General features: G+C 66.0%; 24 protein-coding genes. 21 read left to right on the forward strand and 3 right to left on the reverse strand.

Translation table 11 applies throughout. The annotated features are described in order from the left end of the window. Positions 1–185 precede the first annotated feature (185 nt). Complete coding sequence (locus LQK81_RS08955; RefSeq protein ID WP_230805465.1) at positions 186–1,754, reverse strand: hypothetical protein; 1,569 nt, start codon at positions 1,752–1,754, stop codon at positions 186–188. 365 nt (positions 1,755–2,119) lie between these two features. Here LQK81_RS08955 and LQK81_RS08960 point away from each other — a divergent pair, with 365 nt between their 5' ends. From LQK81_RS08960 to LQK81_RS09035, 16 genes are all read left to right on the forward strand, one after another. Beyond that, positions 2,120–3,010 (forward strand): VOC family protein, encoded by an 891-nt coding sequence (locus LQK81_RS08960; RefSeq protein ID WP_230805467.1) that lies wholly within the window; start codon positions 2,120–2,122, stop codon positions 3,008–3,010. Between the two features lies 1 nt (position 3,011). Beyond that, positions 3,012–3,851, forward strand: coding sequence for a 3-deoxy-8-phosphooctulonate synthase (kdsA, locus tag LQK81_RS08965; protein WP_230805469.1), 840 nt, complete (start codon positions 3,012–3,014; stop codon positions 3,849–3,851). 144 nt (positions 3,852–3,995) lie between these two features. Further along, positions 3,996–5,270, forward strand: coding sequence for a phosphopyruvate hydratase (gene eno, locus LQK81_RS08970; RefSeq protein WP_230805471.1), 1,275 nt, complete (start codon positions 3,996–3,998; stop codon positions 5,268–5,270). Positions 5,271–5,604: 334 nt separating this feature from the next. Continuing rightward, complete coding sequence (locus LQK81_RS08975; protein WP_230805473.1) at positions 5,605–5,913, forward strand: FtsB family cell division protein; 309 nt, start codon at positions 5,605–5,607, stop codon at positions 5,911–5,913. A gap of 148 nt (positions 5,914–6,061) precedes the next feature. Beyond that, positions 6,062–7,108, forward strand: coding sequence for a pyruvate dehydrogenase (acetyl-transferring) E1 component subunit alpha (gene pdhA / locus LQK81_RS08980; RefSeq protein ID WP_230805475.1), 1,047 nt, complete (start codon positions 6,062–6,064; stop codon positions 7,106–7,108). 58 nt (positions 7,109–7,166) lie between these two features. Continuing rightward, positions 7,167–8,525 (forward strand): pyruvate dehydrogenase complex E1 component subunit beta, encoded by a 1,359-nt coding sequence (locus tag LQK81_RS08985; RefSeq protein ID WP_442967104.1) that lies wholly within the window; start codon positions 7,167–7,169, stop codon positions 8,523–8,525. A gap of 15 nt (positions 8,526–8,540) precedes the next feature. After that, positions 8,541–9,899, forward strand: a complete 1,359-nt coding sequence (locus LQK81_RS08990; RefSeq protein WP_230805479.1) for a pyruvate dehydrogenase complex dihydrolipoamide acetyltransferase — start codon at positions 8,541–8,543, stop codon at positions 9,897–9,899. A gap of 15 nt (positions 9,900–9,914) precedes the next feature. Then, positions 9,915–10,556 (forward strand): SGNH/GDSL hydrolase family protein, encoded by a 642-nt coding sequence (locus LQK81_RS08995; RefSeq protein WP_230805481.1) that lies wholly within the window; start codon positions 9,915–9,917, stop codon positions 10,554–10,556. 107 nt (positions 10,557–10,663) lie between these two features. Further along, the gene (locus LQK81_RS09000; RefSeq protein ID WP_230805483.1) at positions 10,664–10,924 is read left to right on the forward strand and encodes a YdcH family protein; all 261 of its coding nucleotides are present in this window, start codon (positions 10,664–10,666) and stop codon (positions 10,922–10,924) included. A 90-nt stretch (positions 10,925–11,014) separates the two neighbouring features. Then, entirely contained in the window at positions 11,015–12,460 is a 1,446-nt protein-coding gene (gene lpdA / locus LQK81_RS09005) for a dihydrolipoyl dehydrogenase (protein WP_230805485.1), read from the forward strand. A 480-nt stretch (positions 12,461–12,940) separates the two neighbouring features. Further along, positions 12,941–13,186 carry a GlsB/YeaQ/YmgE family stress response membrane protein gene (locus LQK81_RS09010; RefSeq protein WP_230805487.1) on the forward strand — a complete coding sequence of 82 codons (246 nt, stop codon included), beginning with the start codon at positions 12,941–12,943 and terminating at the stop codon, positions 13,184–13,186. Between the two features lie 78 nt (positions 13,187–13,264). Further along, positions 13,265–14,239, forward strand: a complete 975-nt coding sequence (lipA, locus tag LQK81_RS09015) for a lipoyl synthase (protein ID WP_230805488.1) — start codon at positions 13,265–13,267, stop codon at positions 14,237–14,239. A gap of 72 nt (positions 14,240–14,311) precedes the next feature. After that, on the forward strand, positions 14,312–14,956 hold the full coding sequence (locus LQK81_RS09020; RefSeq protein WP_230805490.1) for an AAA family ATPase: 645 nt from the start codon (positions 14,312–14,314) through the stop codon (positions 14,954–14,956). A gap of 134 nt (positions 14,957–15,090) precedes the next feature. Then, positions 15,091–16,500, forward strand: a complete 1,410-nt coding sequence (locus LQK81_RS09025) for a pyridoxal phosphate-dependent decarboxylase family protein (protein ID WP_230805492.1) — start codon at positions 15,091–15,093, stop codon at positions 16,498–16,500. Between the two features lie 78 nt (positions 16,501–16,578). Then, positions 16,579–17,028: a type II toxin-antitoxin system RatA family toxin gene (locus tag LQK81_RS09030; protein WP_230805494.1), complete on the forward strand. Its 450-nt coding sequence runs from the start codon at positions 16,579–16,581 to the stop codon at positions 17,026–17,028. A gap of 60 nt (positions 17,029–17,088) precedes the next feature. Further along, positions 17,089–17,253, forward strand: a complete 165-nt coding sequence (locus tag LQK81_RS09035) for a hypothetical protein (RefSeq protein ID WP_230805496.1) — start codon at positions 17,089–17,091, stop codon at positions 17,251–17,253. 13 nt (positions 17,254–17,266) lie between these two features. On the opposite strand, the gene LQK81_RS09040 is transcribed toward LQK81_RS09035, so the two are convergent. Both LQK81_RS09040 and LQK81_RS09045 read right to left on the reverse strand, forming a co-directional pair. After that, positions 17,267–17,761 carry a CinA family protein gene (locus LQK81_RS09040; protein WP_230805646.1) on the reverse strand — a complete coding sequence of 165 codons (495 nt, stop codon included), beginning with the start codon at positions 17,759–17,761 and terminating at the stop codon, positions 17,267–17,269. Positions 17,762–17,763: 2 nt separating this feature from the next. After that, complete coding sequence (locus LQK81_RS09045; protein ID WP_230805498.1) at positions 17,764–18,975, reverse strand: bifunctional 2-C-methyl-D-erythritol 4-phosphate cytidylyltransferase/2-C-methyl-D-erythritol 2,4-cyclodiphosphate synthase; 1,212 nt, start codon at positions 18,973–18,975, stop codon at positions 17,764–17,766. A 155-nt stretch (positions 18,976–19,130) separates the two neighbouring features. Between LQK81_RS09045 and dusB the strand changes: the two genes are divergently transcribed. The 5 genes from dusB to ntrX all read left to right on the forward strand — a co-directional run bounded on the left by dusB (position 19,131) and on the right by ntrX (position 26,576). Continuing rightward, positions 19,131–20,153 (forward strand): tRNA dihydrouridine synthase DusB, encoded by a 1,023-nt coding sequence (gene dusB / locus LQK81_RS09050; RefSeq protein WP_442967095.1) that lies wholly within the window; start codon positions 19,131–19,133, stop codon positions 20,151–20,153. Then, entirely contained in the window at positions 20,150–21,295 is a 1,146-nt protein-coding gene (locus LQK81_RS09055; RefSeq protein WP_230805502.1) for a two-component system sensor histidine kinase NtrB, read from the forward strand. Before dusB ends, LQK81_RS09055 begins: the two co-directional genes overlap by 4 nt. Positions 21,296–21,298: 3 nt before the next feature. Further along, positions 21,299–22,753 (forward strand): nitrogen regulation protein NR(I), encoded by a 1,455-nt coding sequence (gene ntrC, locus LQK81_RS09060; RefSeq protein WP_230805504.1) that lies wholly within the window; start codon positions 21,299–21,301, stop codon positions 22,751–22,753. 192 nt (positions 22,754–22,945) lie between these two features. Then, positions 22,946–25,219: a sensor histidine kinase NtrY-like gene (locus LQK81_RS09065; protein ID WP_230805506.1), complete on the forward strand. Its 2,274-nt coding sequence runs from the start codon at positions 22,946–22,948 to the stop codon at positions 25,217–25,219. Then, a complete protein-coding gene (gene ntrX / locus LQK81_RS09070; RefSeq protein ID WP_230805508.1) occupies positions 25,209–26,576 on the forward strand; it encodes a nitrogen assimilation response regulator NtrX in 1,368 nt (455 codons plus the stop codon). The genes LQK81_RS09065 and ntrX overlap by 11 nt, the downstream gene beginning before the upstream one ends. Positions 26,577–26,598 lie beyond the last annotated feature (22 nt).

Here is a 26,598-nt window from a genome sequence, read left to right on the forward strand (position 1 = left end):
TGTTTCTGGTCCGGGCCCGGCCTGCGTCTCTTTCCGGCCAACCGGGGTCTTTCGCTCTCACGTTTGAGGCGGCCGGATTATTCCGGCGAAAAGTCGCCCGCCGGTCGATCAGGACCGGGGGGCGATCTTACGATAAACGTTGCCGGCGGGGGACGTCATGTCCCCCGCCGGCAATCCGGCTGGCTTCACTCAGCCGGCGGCAACTCGCTGACATCCATCGTCTGCAGCCTGTCGCCGATTGCTGGCGCGTCACCCGGCGTGGCTCGGCCGCGCCGGGAATTCTCCGAGATATCGATGATCGGCTGCGACGCCCCGCTGCGCGCCATCGACGGCACCGGTTCGAGGTCGCTCTCCTGGAGGAGTGTCGCGGGGCCATTGCCGGCGCGGTCGCCGCGGGCGGCCTCCAGCTGACCCGTCAGGATCGCCCGATCGGTGCGGAGCTGGCGGATCTCAGATTTGGCGATCTCGAGGCTCGTGCGCAACTGGCTGATCTCGTGGCGGTCGGTATCGGCGCGCGTCTCCATGTCACGGCGTGCTTCCTCCCAGTCGCGGTCGCGCTGGTTGCGCACACCCTCGAATTCGCGCAGCTTCAGCGTGAGTTCGCCGTTCTGCATGGCGAGGTCGCGGCGGGCATTCTCGCTTTCGCTGCCGACGGCACGGGCGCGCGCCAGTTCGTCCGCCAGCCGTTCGGCGCGGGCGGTGGTCGACTGCATCTCGCTCTTGGTTCGTTTCAGCTCGGCCCGCGTCGTGCGCAGTTCCTCGTCCGTCATGCGGTTGCGGCCATTGGCGGTCGCCAGCAGCTTCTCGGCCAGTTCCGCCTTGGAGCCGATCGCCTCCTGACGCGTGTTCATGTGCGCGATCTGCAGTGCGGTCGTGTTCTGGACGCCCTCCAGCTCCTCTTCGAGGTTGCGGTTCTTCTCCTCTAGAACGGTGATCTCCTGGCGAAGACCGGTGACGTTCGCCTGCAGGCTGCGAACGAGGGATTCCTGCTGGGTCAGCGTGTTCTTCAGCTGGCTCCTTTCCTCGTTCTGGCGCGTCAACTCGCGCGCCTGCGCGGCGGTCTCCCGGCGCGAGGTCTCGATCAGCAACTGGTGGGCGGTGGATTCGACGTCGAATTTCTCCCGCAGCGCCGAGAGTTCGCGGCTGCGGATCTCCAGCTCCCTCTGGGTGCGCTTCATCAGCGCGTTCGCCTCGTCGAACTGGCCGCTCCTGTCGGACATCTCGCGTTCGGCATCGGCCAGCCGCATCTCCACGATGGAGAGTTCTTCGCAGGTGACACCGTGCAGCGCCTGGAGCTTGACGAATTCCTGCCGGATCGCGTCGATCTCGACACGCAGCTGGGCGTTGCTGGCGCGGACCTCCTTGTTGTCGGAGGCAAGCCGGCCGTTGTCCTGTTCAAGCCTCTTGCGGGTTCCTGTCTCGTGCTCCAGAAGCGACCCGAGCCGGTTGCATTCGGATCGTAGCCCGCCGACTTCCGACAGCAGGCGCGCATGGCCGGTGACCAGCGTCGACACGCGATCCTGCACGTGGACGAGCGTCGTGACGAGCTCCTCGGAGGATTGCTTGTTTTCCTCCAGCGCCAGGCCGAAGGCCTCGAAGTCGAGCGGATCGGCGGATGCGGCAGGCGCCAGCGGATCGACGGGCGACGAAGCGGATACGGACGTGCCGCCCGTGGCATGTCCATCCGGCCCGTACCGGGTTGCAGGATTGGCGGCATGCCGGCCGCTGTCCTCACTACGACGAAAAAGGTTCATGACCATCCCTCAGCCCCTGGGCGACGTCAAACTGTCTTGCAATCCGTCACCCCGCCCCAGGGGCCTCGAACTGCGCATTTACTTCCGTATTTCAGCATGTTCGCATGGTTGGCCCGCTTCCGGGCCTTGTCGCGAGCAGGTAAGCCGCTCGCGGCAAAATTGTCAAAACGGGATGATGCACCGAACGAGGCGGCCGGGGGTAATCAACAGCTTTATTTTGTGCCGCCGAGGTGGGTTGCAACCTGACGTTACGGTAGTTTAGCGGATGCTTTTCCGCCCCCGCGCCCGCCCGCATGCGCCGCCCTTGCAATGCGGTTCCAAAAAGGGCAAAGCACGGGCCAATGGATGAGCCCCGGATCCCCTTCATGCGTGCGAAGCCAAAGACAGCGCGTCCGATCGATCACCTGGTCCTGCCGGTCAGCGAGATCGCGGCGGCGCGGCAACGGCTGACTATGCTGGGTTTCACGGTCGCAGCCGATGCGCACCATCCTTTCGGCACGGAGAATTGCTGCGTCTTTCTCGCCGACGGCAGCTATCTGGAACCGCTCGGGATCGCCAACCGCGAGGACTGCGAGGCAGCGGCGCGGGCGGGCAACGTCTTCGTCGGACGGGACCAGGCCTTCCGCTTCCGCCGCGGCGCCGAAGGGTTTTCGGGGATCGCCATGGCGAGCGAGGACGCGCGCGGCGACGACGCCCGCTATCGGGCCGAGGGTCTTTCTGGCGGCGGGATGCTGGAATTCTCGCGCGACATGCAGCTGCCCGACGGCAGCAGTGCCACCGGCAGCTTCCGGCTCGCCTTTGCCGCCGATGTACGCTCGCCCGATTTCTTCTTCTTCGCCTCGCAGCGGCTCGTCGCCCTGCCTTCGGATCGCAAGGCGCTGGAGCGGCATCCCAACGGTGCCGTTGCGCTGTCGGAGGTGGTGCTGTCGGAGCAGAACCCGACCGATTTCCAGTATCTACTGCAGACGGCTGCGGACGAGCGCGAGGTCGAGGCCCATTCCTTCGGCATGAGCGTGGATACGCCGCGCGGCCGCATCAGCGTGCTCAATTTCGCCGGGATGCAGGGCTTCTATGGCATCGAGCCGAAGTCGACCGATCGCGGGCTGAAGGGCGAGGCGGTGGTGTTCCGGGTGGAGGATCTCGGTCGCTGCCGCAGGCATCTGGAAGACAACGCCATCGAATATGTGGAGCGCGGCGGCCGCCTGCTGGTGCCGGCCGCGCCGGGGCAGGGTGCCCTTTTCGTCTTTGGAGATTGATATGGAAACCAATGCAGTCGTCACCGCCGGGGAAGGCAGGGGCAAGGTCACGTTCTCGCAGAAGGAGCGGCTGACGCTGATCGCCGGTCCCTGCCAGATGGAGAGCCGCGACCATGCCTTCATGATCGCTGGCACGCTGAAGGAACTGTGCGGCAAGCTCGGCATGGGCCTCGTCTACAAGTCGTCGTACGACAAGGCAAACCGCACCTCGCTTTCGGGCAAGCGCGGCATCGGCCTGGAGAAGGCGATGGAGATCTTTTCCGACCTGAAGGCGGAATTCGGCTTTCCGGTCCTGACCGACATTCACACCGAGGAACAGTGCGCCCTGGTGGCGCCGACCGTCGACGTCCTGCAGATCCCGGCCTTCCTGTCGCGCCAGACCGACCTGCTCGTCGCGGCCGCAAAGACCGGGCGTGTCATCAACGTCAAGAAGGGGCAGTTCCTGGCGCCCTGGGACATGAAGAACGTGCTGGCGAAATTCACCGACAGCGGCAATCCGAACGTGCTGCTCTGCGAACGCGGCGCCTCCTTCGGCTACAACACGCTCGTCTCCGACATGCGCTCGCTGCCGATCATGGCCGCGCTCGGCGCGCCGGTCGTGTTCGACGCCACCCATTCCGTGCAGCAGCCGGGCGGGCAGGGCGGTTCCTCCGGCGGCCAGCGCGAGTTCGTCGAGACGCTGGCGCGGGCGGCGGTCGCCGTCGGCGTCGCCGGCGTCTTCATCGAGACGCACGAGGATCCGGACAACGCGCCCTCGGACGGACCAAACATGGTGCCGCTGAAGGACATGCCGCGGCTTCTGGAAAAGCTGCTGGCCTTCGACGCCGTCGCCAAGGGCTGACCCGGGGACGTGGCACCGTCATCACGATGGTGTCACAAGGCTCGGTTAGCCGGAGATGGCGCGCTTGCAATTCCGTCGGCTTCGATTAAGAGCTTTCAATCGATTAGATCACCGCTGACCCGCTCATACACAGGGAAGAAAACCATGACCGCAATCATCGACATCATCGGCCGCGAGATCCTCGACAGCCGCGGCAACCCGACCGTCGAAGTGGACGTTCACCTCGAGGACGGCAGTTTCGGCCGCGCCGCGGTTCCCTCGGGCGCCTCCACCGGCGCGCATGAGGCGGTCGAACTGCGCGACGGCGGCACCCGCTACTTGGGCAAGGGCGTCGAGCGCGCCGTTGATGCGGTCAACGGCGAGATCTTCGAGGCGATCGGCGGCCTCGAGGCCGAGGACCAGATCGCGATCGACGAGGCGATGATCGAGCTCGACGGCACGCCGAACAAGGCGCGCCTCGGCGCCAACGCCATCCTTGGCGTCTCGCTCGCCGTCGCCAAGGCCGCTGCGGCCGCCTCCGGCCTGCCGCTCTACCGCTATGTCGGCGGCCCGAACGCCCGCGTCCTGCCGGTTCCGATGATGAACATCATCAACGGCGGCGCGCATGCCGACAACCCGATCGACTTCCAGGAGTTCATGATCGTGCCTGTTGGCGCCGACACCATCCGCGACGCCGTCCGGATGGGTTCGGAAGTGTTCCACACGCTGAAGAAGCAGCTCGCCGCCGACGGCCACAACACCAATGTCGGCGACGAGGGCGGCTTCGCGCCGGGGCTGGCGTCGGCGCCGGCCGCGCTCGACTTCATCATGAAGTCGATCGAGAAAGCCGGCTACAAGCCGGGCGACGACATGTTCATCGCGCTCGACTGCGCCTCGACCGAGTTCTTCAAGGACGGCAAGTACGTGCTCGAAGGCGAAGGCCGCACGCTAGAGCCGGGCGCTATGGCCGACTACCTCGCCGAGCTTTCCGCCAAGTATCCGATCTTCTCGATCGAGGACGGCATGGCCGAGGACGACTGGGACGGCTGGAAGGCGCTGACCGACAAGATCGGCTCCAAGGTCCAGCTCGTCGGCGACGACCTGTTCGTGACCAATTCGGCCCGCCTGCGCGACGGCATCAAGATGGGCGTCGCCAACTCGATCCTCGTCAAGGTCAACCAGATCGGCTCGCTGTCGGAGACGCTGGACGCGGTCGAAACCGCACACAAGGCCAGCTACACCGCGGTCATGTCGCACCGCTCGGGCGAGACCGAGGATTCCACCATCTCCGACCTCGCCGTCGCCACCAACTGCGGCCAGATCAAGACCGGCTCGCTGGCCCGCTCCGACCGGACCGCGAAGTACAACCAGCTGATCCGCATCGAGGAGCAGCTCGGCCCGCAGGCGAGATACGCCGGCCGCTCGATCCTGCGCGGGTAAGGCTGCACTGATTTTTTGGGGCCGCCGGACGGGATCCGTTCGGCATTGCGTCTTGCCCCTCACCCTAGCCCTCTCCCCGCAAGCGGGGAGAGGGGACAATGGCCGCAGTTCTGATCTCCCTCATCGCCCAGAATCGAACCCGGCCAGGCACGCTTTGAACGGTTTGCGAAGGGGCAAAGCATTTGCCACGCATTCCCTTCGCCCCGCTTGCGGGGAGAAGGTGCCGGCAGGCGGATGAGGGGCGATCGTCCGGCATTTCCAATTCCATCATGGTCAACGCTCGGTTAACCGATCGGCGCTAGAGTGTCTCCGTACTGCGTATCGGGACTTTTCCATGTGGACCAAGCATCACAAGAAGCGCCGGCTCGGCCGGTTCATCGTTCCGGCGATCACCGTCGCCTTTCTCTCCTATTTCAGCTATCATTCCGTCCACGGTGATTTCGGCCTGCGGGCGATGGAGCGGTTCGAGCGCACCCGGGTGACGCGGCAGGCCAAGCTCGACGTGCTGGTCGGCGAGCGCAGGCGGCTCGAGCGCGAGGTGGCGCTGATGAGCGACGGCTCGCTGGAAAGGGACATGCTGGACGAAAAGGCACGCTTCGCACTGAACATGTCCCGGGTCGACGAAATCGTGATTTTTCACTGATTTCGACGATTAACCTGAAATAGGTTAATTTCAAATATTTGAACAATTTCAAATATTTAGAGCGAATGCTAGCCATGCATTTATGGCATTGCTGAGGCCGCTTTCTTCCCCTATGTTGCCGCCAATGGCAGAAACTCGGGAGGATTGTATGGCTCCGCGCAAGACCGCGACCGTATCGAGCCGCAAAACAGCGGCAAAACCTGTCAAGAAAGACTTCAACGGCGGTACAATCGTCGACTTTTCCAAGGAACAGGATCTGAACGCCTACCGCGAAATGCTGTTGATCCGGCGTTTCGAGGAGAAGGCGGGCCAGCTTTACGGCATGGGCTTCATCGGCGGCTTCTGTCACCTCTACATCGGCCAGGAAGCCGTCGTCGTCGGCATGCAGATGGCGCTGAAGGACGGCGACCAGGTCATTACCGGCTACCGCGACCACGGCCACATGCTGGCCTGCGGCATGAGCGCACGCGGAGTGATGGCGGAACTGACCGGACGCCAGGGCGGCCTTTCCAAGGGCAAGGGCGGCTCCATGCACATGTTCTCCAAGGAGAAGCACTTCTACGGCGGTCATGGCATCGTCGGCGCGCAGGTGTCTCTCGGCACCGGGCTTGCCTTCGCCAACCGCTACCGCGGCAACGACAATGTCTCGCTCGCCTATTTCGGCGATGGCGCGGCCAACCAGGGCCAGGTCTACGAGAGCTTCAATATGGCCGCTCTCTGGAAGCTGCCGGTGATCTACATCATCGAGAATAACCGCTACGCCATGGGCACCGCCGTCTCGCGCGCGTCCGCCCAGACCGATTTCTCCCAGCGCGGCGCCTCCTTCAACATTCCGGGCTACCAGGTGGACGGCATGGATGTCCGCGCCGTGAAGGCTGCCGCCGACGAGGCGGTCGAGCATTGCCGCGCCGGCAAGGGGCCGATCATCCTGGAAATGCTCACCTACCGCTATCGCGGCCACTCCATGTCCGACCCGGCGAAGTATCGCACCAAGGACGAGGTGCAGAAGATGCGCTCCGAGCACGATCCGATCGAGCAGGTGCGGGCACGCCTCCTGGAGAAGAAGTGGGCTTCCGAGGACGAGTTGAAGCAGATCGACAAGGACGTCCGCGACGTGGTTGCCGATTCGGCCGATTTCGCCCAGTCCGATCCGGAGCCGGATGTCTCCGAGCTCTACACCGACATTCTGATCTGACCCGGGCGGAGGAAACACCATGCCAATCGATATTCTCATGCCCGCCCTGTCACCGACGATGGAAGAGGGCACGCTGTCCAAGTGGCTCAAGAACGAGGGTGACAGCGTCAAGGCCGGCGACGTGATCGCCGAGATCGAGACCGACAAGGCGACCATGGAAGTGGAAGCCGTCGACGAGGGCACGATCGCCAAGATCGTCGTGCCCGCCGGCACCGAGAACGTGAAGGTGAACACGCTGATCGCGCTGCTCGCCGAGGAAGGCGAGGACGTGGACCAACTCGGCAAGGGTGTCGGCGAGGACGAGGTCGAGGCCGGGCCGAAGGGTGCAGAGGTCGAGGCGCCGAAGCCGGCGCCGGCCACAGCGGCTGCGGCATCGGTCCCGGCCGCACCGAAGGTCGAAGTCGCTGCCGATCCGGACATTCCGGCCGGCACCGAGATGGTCTCCACCACCGTTCGCGAAGCACTGCGCGACGCCATGGCCGAAGAGATGCGCCGCGACGGCGACGTCTTCGTCATGGGCGAGGAAGTCGCCGAATACCAGGGCGCCTACAAGATCACGCAGGGCTTGCTGCAGGAATTCGGCGCCAACCGCGTCATCGACACCCCGATCACCGAGCACGGCTTCGCCGGCGTCGGCGTTGGCGCGGCGATGACCGGCCTGAAGCCGATCGTCGAATTCATGACCTTCAACTTCGCCATGCAGGCGATCGACCAGATCATCAACTCCGCCGCCAAGACGCTCTACATGTCCGGCGGCCAGATGGGCGCGCCGATCGTCTTCCGCGGCCCGAACGGCGCTGCGGCCCGCGTCGCCGCCCAGCACTCGCAGTGCTATGCCGCCTGGTACAGCCACATTCCGGGCCTCAAGGTCGTCATGCCCTATACGGCGGCCGACGCCAAGGGCCTGCTGAAGGCTGCGATCCGCGATCCGAACCCGGTCATCTTCCTGGAAAACGAGATCCTCTACGGCCAGCACTTCGACGTGCCGAAGCTCGATGATTTCGTGCTGCCGATCGGCAAGGCCCGCATCCACAAGGCCGGCAAGGACGCGACCGTCGTTTCCTTCGGCATCGGCATGACCTATGCGACGAAGGCGGTCGCCGAACTCGAGAAGGACGGCATCGACGTCGAACTGATCGACCTGCGCACCATCCGTCCGATGGACCTGCCGACGATCATCGAATCGGTGAAGAAGACCGGCCGCCTCGTCACCGTCGAGGAAGGCTATCCGCAGAACTCGGTCGGCACCGAGATCGCCACCCGCGTCATGCAGCAGGCGTTCGACTATCTGGACGCGCCGATCCTGACGATCGCCGGCAAGGACGTGCCGATGCCGTATGCGGCCAACCTCGAGAAGCTCGCGCTTCCGAACGTCGGCGAAGTCGTCCAGGCGGTGAAGACCGTCTGCTACAAATAACGGGAGGGCGGAGACATGCCGATCAACATCACCATGCCTGCCCTGTCGCCGACCATGGAGGAGGGCAATCTCTCCAAGTGGCTCGTGAAGGAGGGCGACACCGTCAAGTCCGGCGACGTGATCGCCGAGATCGAGACCGACAAGGCGACCATGGAAGTGGAAGCCGTCGACGAGGGTGTTGTCGCCAAGATCGTCGTTCCGGCCGGCACCGAAGGCGTCAAGGTCAATTCGCTGATCGCGGTTCTGGCTGCGGACGGTGAGGACGTCAAGGCTGCGGCCAGTTCTGGCGGTGATGCGGCGCCGGCTCCAAAGGCGGAGGCCGCAAAGACAGAGGCCAAGGCCGAGGCGCCGAAGGCTGCCGCCGCACCGGCCGAGAAGCCGGTGACGGATGCTGCACCCGCCGCCGCCACGCCGGCTCCCAAGGCCGACGGCAAGCGCGTCTTCTCCTCGCCGCTGGCCCGCCGGCTGGCGAAGGAAGCGGGCGTGGATCTCGCAGCGATTGCCGGCTCCGGTCCGCATGGGCGCGTGGTAAAGGCCGACGTCGAGGCCGCGGTTGCGGGCGGCGGCGCAAAGGCGCCCGCGCCGGCTGCTGCCGCAGCGCCGGCCGCCGCAATGGCCAAGGGTCCTTCGGACGATGCCGTGCTGAAGCTGTTTGCGGAAGGTTCCTACGAGCTGCTGCCGCATGACGGCATGCGCAAGACGATCGCCTCGCGCCTGACCGAGTCGAGCCAGACGGTTCCGTCCTACTTCATCTCGATGGATTGCGAGATCGACGCGCTTCTCAAGCTGCGCGCCGAGATCAATGCGTCGACGCCGATGAAGAAGACGGACAAGGGCGAGGTTCCGGCGTTCAAGCTCTCGGTCAACGACTTCATCATCAAGGCGATGGCGCTGGCGCTGCGCGACGTTCCGATGGCGAACGCCTCCTGGACGTCGACCGCGCGTGTCCTGCACAAGCATGCCGACGTCGGCGTGGCTGTCTCGATCCCGGACGGATTGATCACGCCGATCGTTCGCAAGGCCGAGGAAAAGGCGCTCTCCGTGATCTCCAACGAGGTCAAGGACCTGGCTCGCCGCGCCCGCGACAAGAAGCTGAAGCCCGAGGAATACCAGGGCGGTACCACGTCCGTATCCAACCTCGGCATGTTCGGTGTGTCGAACTTCACCTCGATCATCAACCTGCCGCAAGCCTCGATCGTCTCGATCGGCGCCGGCGTGGAGAAGCCGGTCGTCAAGAACGGCGAGATCAAGGTGGGCACGGTGATGACGGCGACCTTCGCCTTCGACCACCGCGTCATCGACGGCGCGCTCGGGGCGGAACTTGCTTCCGCTTTCAAGCGCTACATCGAAAGCCCGATGGGGATGCTCGTCTAACGGAGTGGTTCGGCCATGAAAACGGTCCTCTGCTATGGCGACAGCCTCACCTGGGGCTATGACGCGGAGACGTTCGGGCGCCATGCGCCGGAGGACCGTTGGCCGAGCGTGCTTGCAAAGGCGCTCGGGCCCGGCGTGCAGGTGATCGCCGAGGGCCTGAACGGCCGCACCACCGCCTATGACGATCATCTCGCCGATTGCGACAGGAACGGCGCGCGGATCCTGCCGACGATCCTGCACAGCCACGACCCGATCGATCTCGTCGTCCTCATGCTCGGCGCCAACGACATGAAGCCGATCGTCTGCGGCACGGCCTTCGGTGCGATGCGGGGCATGGAGCGGCTGGTCGATCTCGTGCGGCATCATGCCTGGTCGTTCGAGGGCACGGAGCAGCCGGAGATCCTGATCGTCTCGCCGCCGCCGCTCTGCGAGACGGCGAACACGGCCTTTGCAGCGATGTTTTCCGGTGGCGTCGAGCAGTCGGCGATGCTGGCGACGCTCTATGCGGACCTCGCCGACGAGAAGGGCTGCGGCTTCTTCGATGCGGGCTCGGTGGCCAGGACCGCGCCGCTCGATGGCGTGCATCTGGACGCGGAGAACACGCGCGCCATCGGACGCGGGCTGGAGCCGGTCGTGCGCATGATGCTCGGGCTTTGAGAAGCGCAATGCCATCAACCGTTGCGAAGAGACGTTTGATGGGGATCAAGGAGTGAAAGCCCCGGGGGGCTAGGCTTGTTGCATCGACGCCAAGAAGGAGATGCGCCATGTCGAATACCCCGCACAAGCTGGCAGATGAATTCCCCGAATATGTCGGCGCGATCCGGCATCTGCGGGAGGTCGATGGTCACTTCAACCGCATCGCCGACGAGTACGACGCGGTGAACCGGGCGATCCATCGGGCCGAGACGGATATCGAGCCGGTGGACGACTTTCGCATGACGGACATGCGCAAGGAGCGGATGCGGCTGAAGGACGAAATCTACGGGTTGCTCGGGCGTTTCGAGGCCTTCGAAGAGCAGCCCTGAGGGCGGAAGACCGCTTCCGCTCCTGCGACAACGACGGACGGTTCTCGCAAACGGGGATCGCCGCAGAAGAAAAGAGGAGTGGAAGCGCTCATGTCGAATGCCTACGACGTCATCGTCATCGGTTCGGGTCCCGGCGGCTATATCGCCGCGATCCGCGCCGCCCAGCTCGGATTGAAGACCGCGATCGTCGAGCGGGAGCACCTGGCCGGCATCTGCTCCAACTGGGGCTGCATCCCGACCAAGGCGCTCTTGCGCTCGGCCGAGATCTTCCATTACGCCCAGCATCCCGGCGATTACGGCATCAAGATCGAAGGCAGCGTGACGCCCGACCTGAAGGCGATCGTCGCCCGCTCGCGCGGCATCGCCCAGCGCATGAACGGCGGCGTCGGCTTCCTGATGAAGAAGAACAAGGTCGACATCATCTGGGGCGAGGCGAAGCTTTCGAAGCCCGGCAAGATCGTCGTTTCCAAGACCGCCAAGAAGCCGGTCGAGCCGCAGGCGCCGCTGCCGAAGAACGTGCTGCCCGAGGGCACCTACACCGCCAAGCACATCATCGTCGCGACCGGCGCCCGCCCGCGTGCGCTGCCGGGCATCGAGCCGGACGGCAAGCTGATCTGGACCTATTTCGAAGCGATGAAGCCCGCCGAAATGCCGAAGTCGCTGCTGGTCATGGGCTCGGGCGCGATCGGCATCGAGTTCGCCTCGTTCTACCGCACGCTCGGCGTCGACGTCACCGTCGTCGAGGTGATGAAGACGGTCATGCCGGTCGAGGACGCGGAAATCTCGGCGCTCGCCAAGAAGCAGTTCGAGAAGCAGGGCATGAAGATCCACCTGGAGGCCAAGGTCACCAAGGTGGAGAAGGGCGCGAATTCCATCACTGCCCATGTCGAGATGAAGGACGGCAAGATCGAGAAGATCACGGCCGACCGGATGATCTCCGCCGTCGGCGTCCAGGCCAATATCGAGAATATCGGGCTGGAGGCGGTCGGCGTGAAGACCGACCGCGGCTTCATCGCCATCGACGGCTACGGCAAGACCAACGTGCCGGGCATCTATGCGATCGGCGACGTCGCCGGTCCGCCGATGCTGGCGCACAAGGCCGAGCACGAGGCGGTGATCTGCGTGGAGAAGATCGCGGGCCTGGCGAACGTCCATCCGATGGACAAGCTGAAGATCCCGGGCTGCACCTACTGCCACCCTCAGGTCGCTTCCGTCGGGCTGACGGAAGCCAAGGCCAAGGAGCAGGGCCGCGACATCCGCGTCGGCCGCTTCCCCTTCGTCGCCAACGGCAAGGCGATTGCGCTCGGAGAGGACCAGGGCCTCGTCAAGACGATCTTCGACAAGAAGACCGGCGAATTGCTGGGCGCGCATCTTGTCGGCGCCGAGGTGACCGAACTGATCCAGGGCTTCGTCGTCGCCATGAACCTCGAGACGACCGAGGAAGAACTGATGCACACGATCTTCCCGCACCCGACCATTTCGGAGACGCTGAAGGAAAGCGTGCTCGACGCCTACGGGCGGGCGCTGAACGCGTAAGGGGAGGCACGGGGCCCTCGGGCTGCCCCTCACCCTAGCCCTCTCCCCGCATGCGGGGAGAGGGGACGTGGCCCACGCGCGGCTGGCGATCGGCGGGGGCATTGCGGCATCCGTCCTTCTCCCCGCTGGCGGGGAGAAGGTGCCGGCAGGCGGATGAGGGGCGCGGACGCAGGTTCTCGCGGTTGGGGCAAAGCGGTCAGCCACCCTCGATCGTCATCCCGGACTTGATCCGGGATCCAGTGGCGCCGCGTCTGCGGCGCGGAAATGCTCTTCTCGCGCACGGACTTGCGCGGGCTGGATGCCGGATCAAGCCCGGCATGACGGAATTGAGGTGGCCTCGCTCCCGCCATGCGAGTGGCAGGCATCAAGGCGGAGAGTGCGTTTGCGCCTACGCCGAATTGCAGACGGGGTCGCGCTTGCCCATATGACGACGGGGCGGATTGGCGGCCCGACAAGAACAGATGCGAAGGAACAAACGGCATGGAAGTGGGCTGGTTTGCGGGGATCATCATCGGGGGGCTGGCGGGTTGGCTCGCCGGCAAGCTGATGGACATCCGGTTCGGCATCTTCATGAACATCGTGATCGGCATGGTGGGCGCGGTGGTAGCGAATGCGGTCTTCGATGCTGCCGGCATCCATGTCGCCAGCGGCTGGCTGGGTTACCTGGTGCAGGGTTTCGTCGGTTCGTGCATTTTGCTATTTGTCGCCAAACTCGTCAGGCGTTGACGAAAAATCCCGCTCGGACGCATGTCGCGCAAGAGGCGCCGACATGCGATTGAAAGAAGCGGCTGAAGGCAGGTTTTGATGGTCACCATTCTCGACAGGACGATCCCGGGCGAGGAAAAGCGCCTCCGGCATCCGGAAAAGGCGCATCGTCCCGACAACGAGGTCATGCGCAAGCCGGACTGGATCCGCGTGCGCGCGCCAGTCTCCAAGGGCTACCAGGAGACGCGCTCCATCGTGAAGGAAAACAAGCTGGTGACAGTCTGCGAGGAAGCGGGCTGCCCCAACATCGGCGAGTGCTGGGACAAGAAGCACGCCACCTTCATGATCATGGGCGAGATCTGTACGCGTGCCTGCGCGTTCTGCAACGTCGCCACCGGCAAGCCGAACGCGCTCGACATGGCCGAGCCGGAGAACGTCGCGAAGGCCGTCCGGGAGATGGGCCTCAGCCACGTCGTCATCACCTCGGTCGACCGCGACGACCTGGAGGACGGCGGTGCGGAGCATTTCGAGAAGGTGATCTGGGCGATCCGTGCCGCGTCGCCTTCCACCACCATCGAGATCCTCACCCCCGACTTCCTGAAGAAGCCCGGCGCGCTGGAGCGCGTCGTCGCGGCCAGGCCCGACGTCTTCAACCACAACATGGAGACCGTGCCCGGCAACTACCTGACGGTGCGCCCCGGCGCGCGCTATTTCCACTCCATCCGCCTCCTGCAGCGGGTGAAGGAACTGGATCCGACCATGTTCACCAAGTCCGGCATCATGGTCGGCCTCGGAGAAGAGCGCAACGAGGTGCTGCAATTGATGGACGACCTGCGCACCGCGGATGTCGATTTCCTGACGATCGGCCAGTACCTGCAGCCGACCCGCAAGCACCACAAGGTCGAGGCGTTCATTACCCCGGACGAGTTCAAGTCCTACGAGACGGTCGCCTACACCAAGGGCTTCCTGATGGTCGCCTCGAGCCCGTTGACGCGCTCGTCGCACCACGCCGGTGACGATTTCGCCCGCCTGCGTGCCGCCCGCGAGAAGAAACTCCTGGCTGCAGCCGAATAGACATCCGCGTCGTTATCCCTTAAAGCCCCGCCCTCCATCCGACGGCGGGGCTTTTCTGTTCGGGAGCAGGCGATGACGGTTTCGATCACGATCGACGAGGCGACCGTGCGGCTGCGCCGGGCTAAGCGGGTGCTCGTCATCGGCTGCTCGGGCAGCGGCAAGAGCACGCTCGCCCGGCGGCTTTCCGGAACGCTCGGCTTGCGCCACGTCCCGATGGACCGCGAGATCTTCTGGATGCCCGGCTGGCGGATGCGCCCGCGGGACGAGGCGCTGGCGCGCCTGAGGGAGGTTGTGGCCACAGACTTCTGGATCATCGACGGCACCAGTCCCGGCACGCTGCCGTTGCGGCTGCCGCGCAGCGACCTCGTCATCTGGATGCGGCCGCCGCGGCGGGTCTCGCTCTGCGGAGTGCTGGGGCGCTGGCTGAAATGCCGGGGCCGGACGCGCCCGGACATGGCCGATGGCTGCCCGGAGCGGATCAGCCTGGAATTTCTGCGCTACATCTGGAACTTCGAGCGGACGGAGAGCCCGGAGATCGAGGCGCGGCTGGGCGAGCACGCCGCGGTGCCCGTGGTCGTGTTGCGCTCGCGGACAGAGGCGGACAGGCTGGCGATGGCGGTGGAGGCTGTGACGAACGCCGGCGATGCCCCGGTCTTCACCGATCGGGACGTCGCCTGCAGCGCGTCGGCACCGCGCCGGACGCCATCGTCACATTAGTAATCGCGCAAAGAGATTGTCGGCTGCCGCTTGCAGGCGTAGGCTGTGCGGACCGCGCGCCGGGGGAGGCGGGCGGCGAACCGGGTCCGGCATATCGCGCCGGGGCGGTCCTCAATCCGCAGGGAGGATTGCGGATGGAAGTCGACAGCCTGTTCCATCTGGCGGCGGCCGAGGCCGCGCGCTTCCGCAACGCCGTGGCCGAGCGGCCGCACCGGCCGATGCGCGGCTATGCCGATAGCGTCGCGATGTTCTCCGAGCCGTTGCCCGATGCCGGTGCCGACGCGGAAGGCGTGATCATGCAACTTGTCGTCATGGCCGAGCCGGGGCTCCACCTGATGACGGGGCCGCGCTTCTTCGGCTGGGTGATCGGCGGTTCGCATCCCGCCGGCGTCGCTGCCGACATGCTGGCCTCGGCCTGGGGGCAGAACGCCGGCAATCATGCCGCAGCGCCGGCAGCGGCTGCCGCCGAGGTCGTCGCGGCGCGCTGGCTGCTCGACCTGCTCGATCTGCCGCGCGAAAGCTCCGTCGGCTTCGTCACCGGCGCCACCGTTGCCAATTTCACCTGCCTGGCCGCGGCACGCGGTGCGGTTCTGCGCGAGCACGGCTGGGATCCGGATTCGCGCGGCCTGTTCGGGGCGCCGCCGCTGACTGTCCTGATCGGCGACGATGCGCACACCACGGTGTTCTCGGCGCTGCAGTTTCTCGGGCTCGGCCACGATCGCGTGGTGCGGATCGAGACGGACGGGGAGGGACGGATACGCCCGGCCGCCTTCGAACGAGCCCTGGCAAAGCACAGCGGCCCGGTGCTGGCCATCCTGCAGGCCGGTCAGATCAACACCGGCGCCTTCGATCCCTTCGCCGTGCTGATTCCGCTCGCGAAGGCCGCCGGCGCTTGGGTGCATGTCGATGGCGCGTTCGGGCTCTGGGCGCGCGCCAGCGCCGACAGGCGTGCGCTCGCCGAAGGTGTCGAGCTGGCCGACAGCTGGGCGACCGACGGGCACAAATGGCTGCAGACGCCCTATGACAGCGGCTATGCGATCGTCCGGGACGAGATGGCGCACCGCCGGGCGATGACGATCGCGGCGAGCTACCTGCCGCTGGCGGAGGCGGGCGAGCGCGACCCGAGCCACTATGTGCCGGAACTGTCACGCCGGGCGCGGGGCTTTGCCACCTGGGCGATGATCCGCCACCTTGGCCGCAGCGGCATCGCCGCCATGATCGAGCGGAACTGCCGGGCCGCCGCGACGCTGGCCGGACGGCTGGCCGAGCACAACGGCATTGCGGTGCTGAACAGGGTGCAACTGAACCAGGTGGTGCTGCGGTTCGGGGCGAAGCTCTCGCCGGACGCCGGCGACCGGCTGACGCAGGCGGTGATCGCGCTGGTGCAGAAGGATGGGCGGGTCTTTGCCGGCGGCGCGGTCTGGCGGGGCCGGCAGGTCATGCGGCTGTCGGTCTGCAACTGGCAGACCGACGAGCAGGAGGCGCAGCTTGCCGCCGACGCCATCCTATCGGCCTATGAACGGGCGATGGATGAGACCGGCTGAGGCTTGTGCCTGGGCGAAAGCGTCGCGATCGGTGCGCGCCATCTTGTTTCGCGGCGCGTGTTTCAATATCTCCAGCCCATGCCAAAGTTCGAAACCCGGCGGCCGGTGCCGCACAGTCCGGAACAGATGTATGCCCTCGTCGCCGACGTGGAGCGCTATCCCGAGTTCCTGCCGCTCTGCGAGGGGCTCGCCATCCGCTCGCGCAAGGAGCGCGACGGCAGGGAACTGCTGGTGGCGGACATGACGGTCGGCTACAAGGCGATCCGCGAGACCTTCACCACCCAGGTGCTGCTCAACCCCGCCGAAGAGGCGATCGACGTCAAGTATCTGGACGGTCCGTTCCGCTATCTCGACAATCGCTGGCGGTTCGAGCCCTTGGGCGAGGGCAGGTGCAACGTGCACTTCTTCATCGACTACGAGTTCAAGAGCCGGATTCTCGGCGCGCTGATGGGCTCGATGTTCGACCGCGCCTTCCACATGTTCTCCGAAGCCTTCGAGAAGCGCGCCGATACGATCTACGGCAGCTGAACAAATCGCCCGCCTCATCCGTCACGACTGCAAGGGTCGGGGGATGCTGGAGTTTCGGGCATGCAGAGATGGCTTCTTGCACTGAACGTCCTGTCGCTGGCCGTCGCCGCCTTTCTCGTCTTTGCAGACCAGAAGGGTGTTGCCGGCAGCGGCGCCTCGTCCGTCTCTGCGTCGATGGCGGGTGCGCCGGCTCCGGGCGCACGCCGCTTCGCGCCGCAGCGTTGAAGCAAACTGGCGTTCAGTCGGCTCCGAGTTCGGCCAGCATCTCCAGCGCGGTACGAACCGTGGCAAGGCGGATTTCGTGGCGGCCGATCTCGCCATAGCGCATCGCCCGGTGCAGCACGCGGCCATCGCGGCGCGCCGCCGCCAGATGCACGAGGCCGACGGGCTTTTCCGGCGATCCGCCGCCGGGACCGGCGATACCGGTGACGGCGACAGTGCAGTCGGCCTTCGAGGCTGAAAGCGCCCCTTCGGCCATCTCCCGCGCGGTCTTTTCGGAGACAGCGCCATGCGCCGACAGCGTCTCCGGCCGGACCCCGAGAAGCGTGGTCTTCGCCTCGTTGGAGTAGGTGACGAAGCCGCGGTCGACAACCGCGGACGAGCCGGCGATCTCGGTGAGTGCGCCGGCGATGAGGCCGCCGGTGCAGGATTCGGCCGTTGCGACCAGGAGCCCGCGCGCGGTGAAATCGGAAATCAGCCGGGCGGCCGCCTTTTCGATATCGTCCGGCCACATGCTCATGACGCCTGTCCGCGGTAAACGACAGTGGCGGTGGCGATCGCGGCGATCCCTTCCCGGCGGCCGACGAAGCCGATCGTCTCGTTGGTCGTCGCCTTGACCGAGCAGCGCTCGATCGCGATGCCGAGGACTTCGGACAGCCTGCGGCGCATGTCCTCCCGGTGCGGCCCGATCTTCGGCGCCTCGGCGATCAGCGACACGTCGGCATTCATGATCGTGCCGCCGCGCGCGCGGACGAGCCTTGCCGCATGCTCGATGAAGATGCTGGACGCCGCCCCCTTCCATTGCGGATCGGAGGGCGGGAAATGATCGCCGATGTCGCCGGCGCCGCAAGTGGCAAGCAGCGCGTCGGTCAGCGCGTGCAGCGCCACGTCGGCGTCGGAGTGGCCCTTCAGCCTCTGGTCGTGCGGGATGAAGACGCCGCAAAGCGTGACGCCGTCGCCGGGCTCGAGCTGGTGGACGTCGTAGCCGTTTCCGGTGCGTACGTCGGGAAGCGGCGCGGAGAGCCGTTCGTCTGCCATGATCAGGTCCTTCTGCAGGGTCAGCTTGACGTTGGCGGCCGATCCCTCGACGAGACGCACGGGAACGCCCGCCCACTCGGCGATCGCAGCATCATCGGTGAAGTCGTCGCGACCGTCCTCGGCGGCGCGCCGGTGGGCGTCGCGAATGGTGGCGAAATGGAAGGCCTGCGGTGTCTGGGCGGCAAAGAGGCCGGTGCGCGACACCGTCTCCAGCACGTGGCCGGCGGCATCGGAGCGCTTGAGCGTGTCGGCGACGGCGACGGCCGGCAGGACGGCGCACTCGCCCGATGCAAGCGCGGCCGCGATCCGGTCGAGCAGGGCCTTCTCGACGAAGGGCCGGACGGCATCCTGGATGAGCACCTGGTCAACGTCGAAGGGCGACAGCGCCTCGAGGCCGGCGAGCACGGACTGCTGTCGCGTGCGGCTGCCGGTCACGGCGATGATCCGGTCCCGGCCGCCCTTCAGCTGGTCCAGCGCGGCGTCGAACAGGTCGCGGTCGTCGGGATGGATGACGACGACGATCCGGCAGGCGGGGTCCCATTTGACAAAGGCGTCGAGGGTATGGGAAATAACGGGCCTTCCGGCGATCCGGCGATATTGCTTCGGGCCGTCCGGATGCGATCCGGCCCGTTCGCCACGCCCGGCGGCGACGACGATCACGCCGCAATTGATCGGTTTCTGTGCGCCCATCCTGTCCTGGTTCCCTCACGGTAGAGCCGTTCCGGCCGGTTTAGAACGATCGCCGCCGCTTTGCCAGCCGCGTTGCGGAAAATTGCGGCACTCCGCCGAAACGACTTGGCAAGCGGCATAAAGATGGCTAAAAATAATGCAGGCTTTAATATTGCTTGAAAGATAAGCATTTGGTTTCGGCGTTCCTTTCAGATCCCCTGACGATCGGGCAGCAAGTGCTGCGAAACCGCGTCGTGCTCGCGCCCATGTCCGGCGTCACGGATCTGCCCTTTCGCGAACTGGCCTGGCGTTTCGGTGCGGGCCTCGTCGTCACGGAAATGATCGCGAGCCGCGAGCTTGCCGCCAATGCGCCCGAATCCTGGGCGCGGATCCGCAACCGCGGCATTCGCCCGCATATGGTGCAACTGGCCGGACGCGACGCCGGCTGGATGGCCGAGGCGGCGAAGCTCGCCGAGGCCAATGGCGCCGACATCATTGACATCAACATGGGATGCCCGGCCAAGAAGGTCATCGGCGGCTATTCCGGTTCGGCGCTGATGCGCGAGCCCGACCATGCGCTGGGGCTGATCGAGGCGACAGTCGCGGCGGTCAAGGTGCCGGTGACGGTCAAGATGCGGCTCGGCTGGGATCACGAGAGCCTGAACGCCCCGCAGATCGCCGCCCGCGCGGAAGCCGCCGGCGTGCAGATGGTCACGGTGCACGGGCGCACGCGCATGCAGTTCTACGAAGGCAGGGCCGACTGGGATGCGATCCGAGCCGTGCGCGAGGCGATCACCGTGCCGCTCGTCGCCAATGGCGACGTCGATACGGCCGAGGACGCGGCCGAAATCCTGCGGCGTTCCGGGGCCGATGCCGTCATGGTCGGGCGTGCCGCGCAGGGGCGCCCCTGGCTGCCTGCGGTGCTGGCCGGTGCCTGTGCGCCGCCCCGCGGTGCAGCGCTCGCAGCCGTTGCCGTCGAACACTACCGGATGATGCTCGATTTCCACGGCGCCGTCGCCGGTCTCCGGCACGCGCGCAAGCACGTCGGCTGGTATCTGGATCGTCATGCGCCCGGGCTGGAGCCCGCTGCGAAGGCCGCGCTGATGACGTCGACGGACAGCGGCTTTGTGGCTGACCGGCTGGCTGCGGCCCTGATCGAACACGGCACGGCGGTGCGACCGGAAGAGAAGGCGGCATGACCAGCACAGACGACGAACGTCGGCAGTCCGACGGCAATGGACTGGCCATGGCGGTGCTGAACGCCATCCAGCATCCCGTCATCCTCGTCGATGCGGAGGGGCATATCGCCTTCGCCAACTGGGAGGCGGAATCCTTCTTCGGCGCCAGCGCCAGCCATCTGTCGCGGCATAATGTCAGCAATTTCATACCTTTCGGAAGCCCTCTTCTCACATTGATCGATCAGGTGAGGGAGCGGCTGGCGGCGGTCAACGAGTACCGGGTCGATCTCAGCTCGCCGCGGCTGGGCGCCGACAAGCTCGTCGATCTCTACGTGGCGCCGGTTACGACCGCGCCGGGCTCGGTGGTGATCGTGCTGCAGGAGCGCTCGATGGCGGACAAGATCGATCGCCAGCTGACCCATCGCGCCGCCGCCCGCTCGGTGACCGGGCTCGCCTCGATGCTGGCGCACGAGATCAAGAATCCGCTCTCCGGCATTCGCGGCGCGGCCCAGCTGCTGGAGACCTCGGTGCAGGACGACGACCGCGCGCTGACGCGGCTGATCTGCGACGAGACGGACCGCATCGTCTCGCTGGTCGACCGCATGGAGGTTTTCTCCGACGAGCGGCCGGTCGACCGGGTCGCGCTCAACATCCATTCCGTGCTCGACCACGTGAAGGCGGTGGCGAGCGCCGGCTTTGCCCGAAACATCAAGATCACCGAGAACTACGATCCGTCGCTGCCGCCGGTCTATGCCAATCGCGACCAGCTCGTGCAGGTGTTCCTCAACCTGATCAAGAACGCGGCCGAGGCCGTCGGCGACCGGCCGGACGGCGAGATCCAGCTGACCACGGCCTACCGTCCGGGCATCCGCCTGTCGGTGGCCGGCACGCGCGAGAAGGTCTCGCTGCCCCTGGAGTTCTGCGTGCACGATAACGGGCCGGGTGTTCCTCCCGATCTCCTGCCGCACCTGTTCGATCCGTTCATCACCACCAAGACCAACGGATCCGGGCTCGGGCTGGCGCTCGTTGCCAAGATCATCGGCGGCCATGGCGGCATCATCGAGTGCGACAGCCAGGGCCACCGCACGACGTTCCGCGTGCTGATGCCCGCCTCCAAGGGGCTGCACGAAGACGACGATACCTCCCGAGAGCAGAGGAAATAGCAGATGACAGGCGCCACAGTCCTTGTTGCCGACGACGATGCGGCGATCAGAACGGTCCTCAATCAGGCGCTGAGCCGGGCAGGCTATGATGTCCGCATCACCTCCAATGCGGCAACGCTCTGGCGCTGGATCGCCGCCGGCGAGGGCGACATCGTCGTCACGGACGTGGTCATGCCGGACGAGAACGCCTTCGATCTCCTGCCGCGCATCAAGAAGGCGCGCCCGGACCTGCCGGTGCTGGTGATGAGCGCGCAGAACACCTTCATGACGGCGATCAAGGCATCCGAGCGCGGCGCCTACGACTATCTGCCAAAGCCGTTCGACCTGACGGAACTGATCGCGATCGTCGGCCGCGCTCTGGCCGAGCCCAAGAAGAAACCGGCGAGACTCGACGACGACACCCAGGACGGCATGCCACTGGTCGGCCGATCTGCCGCCATGCAGGAGATCTACCGGGTTCTGGCGCGGTTGATGCAGACCGACCTGACGCTGATGATCACCGGCGAATCGGGCACCGGCAAGGAACTGGTGGCGCGCGCGCTGCACGACTACGGCAAGCGCCGCAACGGACCCTTCGTGGCGATCAACATGGCGGCGATCCCGCGCGACCTGATCGAATCGGAACTGTTCGGCCACGAGAAGGGGGCTTTCACCGGCGCGCAGAGCCGTTCGACCGGGCGTTTCGAGCAGGCGGAGGGCGGTACGCTGTTTCTGGACGAGATCGGCGACATGCCGATGGATGCGCAGACGCGGCTTCTGCGCGTGCTGCAGCAGGGCGAGTATACGACAGTCGGCGGGCGCACGCCGATCCGCACCGACGTGCGCATCGTTGCCGCCACCAACAAGGACCTGAAGCAGTCGATCAACCAGGGCCTCTTCCGCGAAGACCTCTACTACCGGCTGAACGTGGTGCCGCTGCGGCTGCCGCCGCTGCGCGACCGCGCCGAGGACATTCCCGACCTCGTCCGCCACTTCGTCCAGCAGGCGGAGAAGGAGGGGCTGGACGCGAAGCGATTCGACCAAGAAGCGCTGGACCTGATGAAGGCGCATCCCTGGCCGGGCAACGTGCGCGAGCTGGAGAACCTCGTGCGGCGGCTGACCGCACTTTATCCACAGGATGTCATCACCCGCGAAATCATCGAGACGGAGCTGCGCGCGGATATCCCCGACAGCCCGATCGAGAAGTCGGCCGCTCGCAGCGGCGCGCTTTCGATCTCGCAGGCGGTGGAGGAAAACATGCGCCAGTACTTCGCCAGTTTCGGCGACGGCCTGCCGCCGCCGGGCCTCTACGACCGGGTTCTGGCCGAAATGGAGTATCCGCTGATCCTCGCCGCCCTGACCGCCACCCGCGGAAACCAGATCAAGGCGGCCGACCTCCTCGGGCTGAACCGGAACACCCTGCGCAAGAAGATCCGCGAGCTCGGCGTCTCGGTCTATCGCAGCTCGCGACTGGCTTGATTTCACCCGGAACTGCGTTGCATTTTCGCCACAATGTGTTGCATGGTGGTAACAGATGCGCGCGGGCGCGAATAGGCGTCGATCCTTCCTCGTTCCCTCCGCAGACGTCCCGCAGTTTCCACCCGCGGGTCCGTGCTTCTGCCTGAATGAGTGTGTCGGCCCGCCTGCGGCCGGTCGGAGTGAGTGCTTCGGATGAACGAGAATGCGACCCTCATCGGAGGGGGAGACGACGCCGCGGGTAATGGCCGCGACCGCAGGGCCTCGTTCGCGCTTCCCGGCCTCCTGCTCGCTGGCGGCGCGCTCGTCGCGGCGACCCTGTCGCTGTTCATCCTGCTGGGACTGACGCCGATCAAGCCCGAGGCGAACGTGATCATCGCCTCGGTGGCGGTGAACGTGATCTTCGTCATCGGCCTGATCATCCTGATCGCCCGCGAGATCACCCGTCTGCTCAAGGCCCGCTCGCGCGGCCGCGCCGCCGCGCGCCTGCACGTGCGGATCGTCGCGCTGTTTTCGATCGTGGCGATCACGCCGGCGATCCTGGTCGCCATCTTCGCGTCGATCACGCTCGACGTCGGGCTCGACCGCTGGTTCTCGATCCGCACGCAGTCGATCGTCAGCTCGTCGCTGAACGTGGCGCAGGCCTATGTGCTGGAGAATGCGAGCTACCTGCAGGGCCAGACCGTGTCGATGTCGAACGATCTGGAGCGCAACCGGCAGCTCTACAGCCTCGACCGCACCGGCTTCAACGACCTCATCACCCGCCAAGCGCGTGGCCGCGGCATGCTCGGGGCGTTCCTGGTGCGCGGCGACGGGTCGCTCGTCCTGCAGGCCAACATCCCGACGGAGAAGCCTCTGCCGGCGGTTCCCGAGGAGGCGCTGACGTCTGCCGCCGCCGGCCAGCCGACGCTCATTCCGCCGGGGACGACCAATCTCGTCGGCGCGGTGATCAAGCTCGACAACATACCCGACGTCTACCTCTACACGATCCGCACCGTCGATCCCGAAGTGATGCGCTCGATGCGGATGATGGAGGACAACACCGCGGAATACCGGGCGCTGGAGGCCGGCCGGACGTCGTTGCAGGTGGCGTTCGGGGTGCTCTATCTCGGCTTTGCGCTGATCGTGCTCCTGGCGGCGATCTGGACGGCGATCGCGGTGGCCGACCGCATCGTGCGGCCGATCCGCCTGCTCATCGGCGCTGCGGATGCCGTCGGTTCCGGCAATCTCGACGTGCACGTGCCGGTCAGGGCAGCCGACGGCGACGTCGGCCATCTGTCGCGCACCTTCAACAAGATGATCGCCGAGATCCGGGCGCAGCAGGGACAGATCCTCGACGCCAAGGACGAGATGGAACAGCGCGGGCACTTCATCGAGGCGGTGCTCTCCGGCGTCACGGCTGCCGTGATCGGCGTGGAGGAGGGCGGCCGGCTGACGATCGCCAATTCCTCGGCCGAACTCCTGTTCGGACGCGCGGCGGGGGCGCTCGTCGGTGCGCAACTGGCCGATATCGCGCCCGAGGTCAACGAGGTGCTGCAGGAAGCCACGCACCGCTTCCGCAACGAGCATCGCCGGCAGATCAACATCATGCGCGGCGGCACCGAGCGGACGCTGAACGTACAGGTGACGCGCGAGGAGGCGAAGGACGCCAAGGAATCCTACGTCATCACCATCGACGACATCACCGACCTCGTCATCGCGCAGCGCTCGACGGCCTGGGCCGATGTCGCCCGCCGCATCGCCCACGAGATCAAGAATCCGCTGACGCCGATCCAGCTCTCGGCCGAGCGCATCCGCCGTCGCTACGGCAAGCAGATCAACCAGGACGACCGCTCGGTGTTCGACCAGTGCACGGACACGATCGTCCGCCAGGTCGAGGATATCGGTCGCATGGTCGACGAGTTCTCCGCCTTTGCCCGCATGCCCAAGCCGACCAAGGACCGGTCGGACCTGCGCGCGATCCTGAAGGATGCGGTGTTCCTGCGCGAGATGGGCAACACGCACGTTGCCTTCATGAAGGACTTCGAGCAGCAGCCGCTCGTCGGCCACTTCGATTCGCGCATGCTCGGGCAGGCCTTCGGCAACATCATCAAGAACGCGGTGGAGGCGATCGAAGCCCTGCCGGCGGACGTCCAGCGCGACGAGCGCAAGATCCTCGTGCGCGCGGGACGCGACGGTGCCAGCGGGCATTTCGTCGTCGATGTGATCGACAACGGCAAGGGCCTGCCGACCGAGAACCGGCACCGGATCCTGGAACCTTACATGACCATGCGCGAGAAGGGCACCGGGCTCGGGCTTGCGATCGTCAAGAAGATTATCGAAGACCACGGCGGGCAGCTGGAACTGCACGACGCGCCGCCGGACTTCGACAACGGCCACGGGGCGATGATCCGCGTGATCCTGCCCGCCGAGGACACCCCGGCCGTCGATGCGGAAGAAGAAGACAAGGAACTGACCCATGGCCTCTGACATTCTGGTGGTGGACGACGAGGAGGATATCCGCGAGATCGTCTCCGGCATCCTCTCCGACGAGGGACACGAGACGCGGACCGCCTATGACAGCGACAGCGCGCTGCAGGCGATCAGCGACCGCGTGCCGCGGCTCGTCTTCCTGGATATCTGGATGCAGGGGAGCCGGCTGGACGGGCTGGCACTGCTCGACGAGATCAAGAGCCGCTATCCCGACCTTCCCGTCGTGATGATCTCCGGCCACGGCAATATCGAGACGGCGGTGTCGGCGATCCGCCGCGGCGCCTACGACTTCATCGAGAAGCCGTTCAAGGCGGACCGGCTGATCCTGATCGCCGAACGTGCGCTGGAGAACTCCAAGCTGCGGCGTGAGGTGACCGAGCTCAAGCGCCGCTCGGGCGACGCCGTCGAACTGATCGGCACATCGGTCGCCGTGTCGCAACTGCGCCAGACGATCGAGAAGGTGTCCCCGACCAACAGCCGCATCATGATCCTCGGCCCGTCCGGCTCGGGCAAGGAACTCGTGGCGCGGATGATCCATCGCAAGTCGAGCCGCGCCAACGGCCCGTTCGTGGTGCTGAACGCGGCGGCGATCACGCCGGAGCGCATGGAGATCGCGCTGTTCGGCACCGAGGGCGGCGGCGGCGGGCAGCAGCGCAAGACGGGCGCGCTGGAAGAGGCCCACGGCGGCATCCTCTATCTGGACGAGATCGGCGAGATGCCGCGCGAGACCCAGAACAAGATCCTGCGGGTGCTGGTCGACCAGCAGTTCGAGCGCGTCGGCGGCTCCAAGCGGGTGAAGGTCGACGTCCGCATCATTTCGTCGACGGCCTACAATCTCGAGAGCCTGATCGCCGAGGGCGCGTTCCGCGAAGACCTCTATCACCGCCTTGCCGTCGTGCCCGTGCGCGTGCCGCCGCTGGCCGAGCGGCGCGAGGACATTCCCTTCCTGGTCGACATGTTCATGCGGCAGGTCAGCGAGCAGGCCGGGATCCGGGCGCGGAAGATCGGCGACGATGCGCTGGCGGTGCTGCAGGCCCACGACTGGCCCGGCAACATCCGGCAGCTGCGCAACAACATCGAACGCCTGATGATCCTTGCCCGCAGCGACGGTCCGGACAGCGCGATCACCGCGGACATGCTGCCGACCGATGTCGGCGACATGCTGCCGAAGGTCTCCAGCCAGGGCGATCAGCACATCATGACCCTGCCGCTGCGCGAGGCGCGCGAAATGTTCGAGCGCGATTACCTGATCGCCCAGATCAACCGGTTCGGCGGTAATATCTCGCGCACGGCCGAGTTTGTCGGCATGGAGCGATCGGCGCTCCATCGCAAGCTGAAATCGCTGGGTGTCTGACAAAGGCATGCGGGCTTCGGGG

The organism is Rhizobium sp. GN54 (genome assembly GCF_021026345.1).
Classification (GTDB): domain Bacteria; phylum Pseudomonadota; class Alphaproteobacteria; order Rhizobiales; family Rhizobiaceae; genus Mycoplana.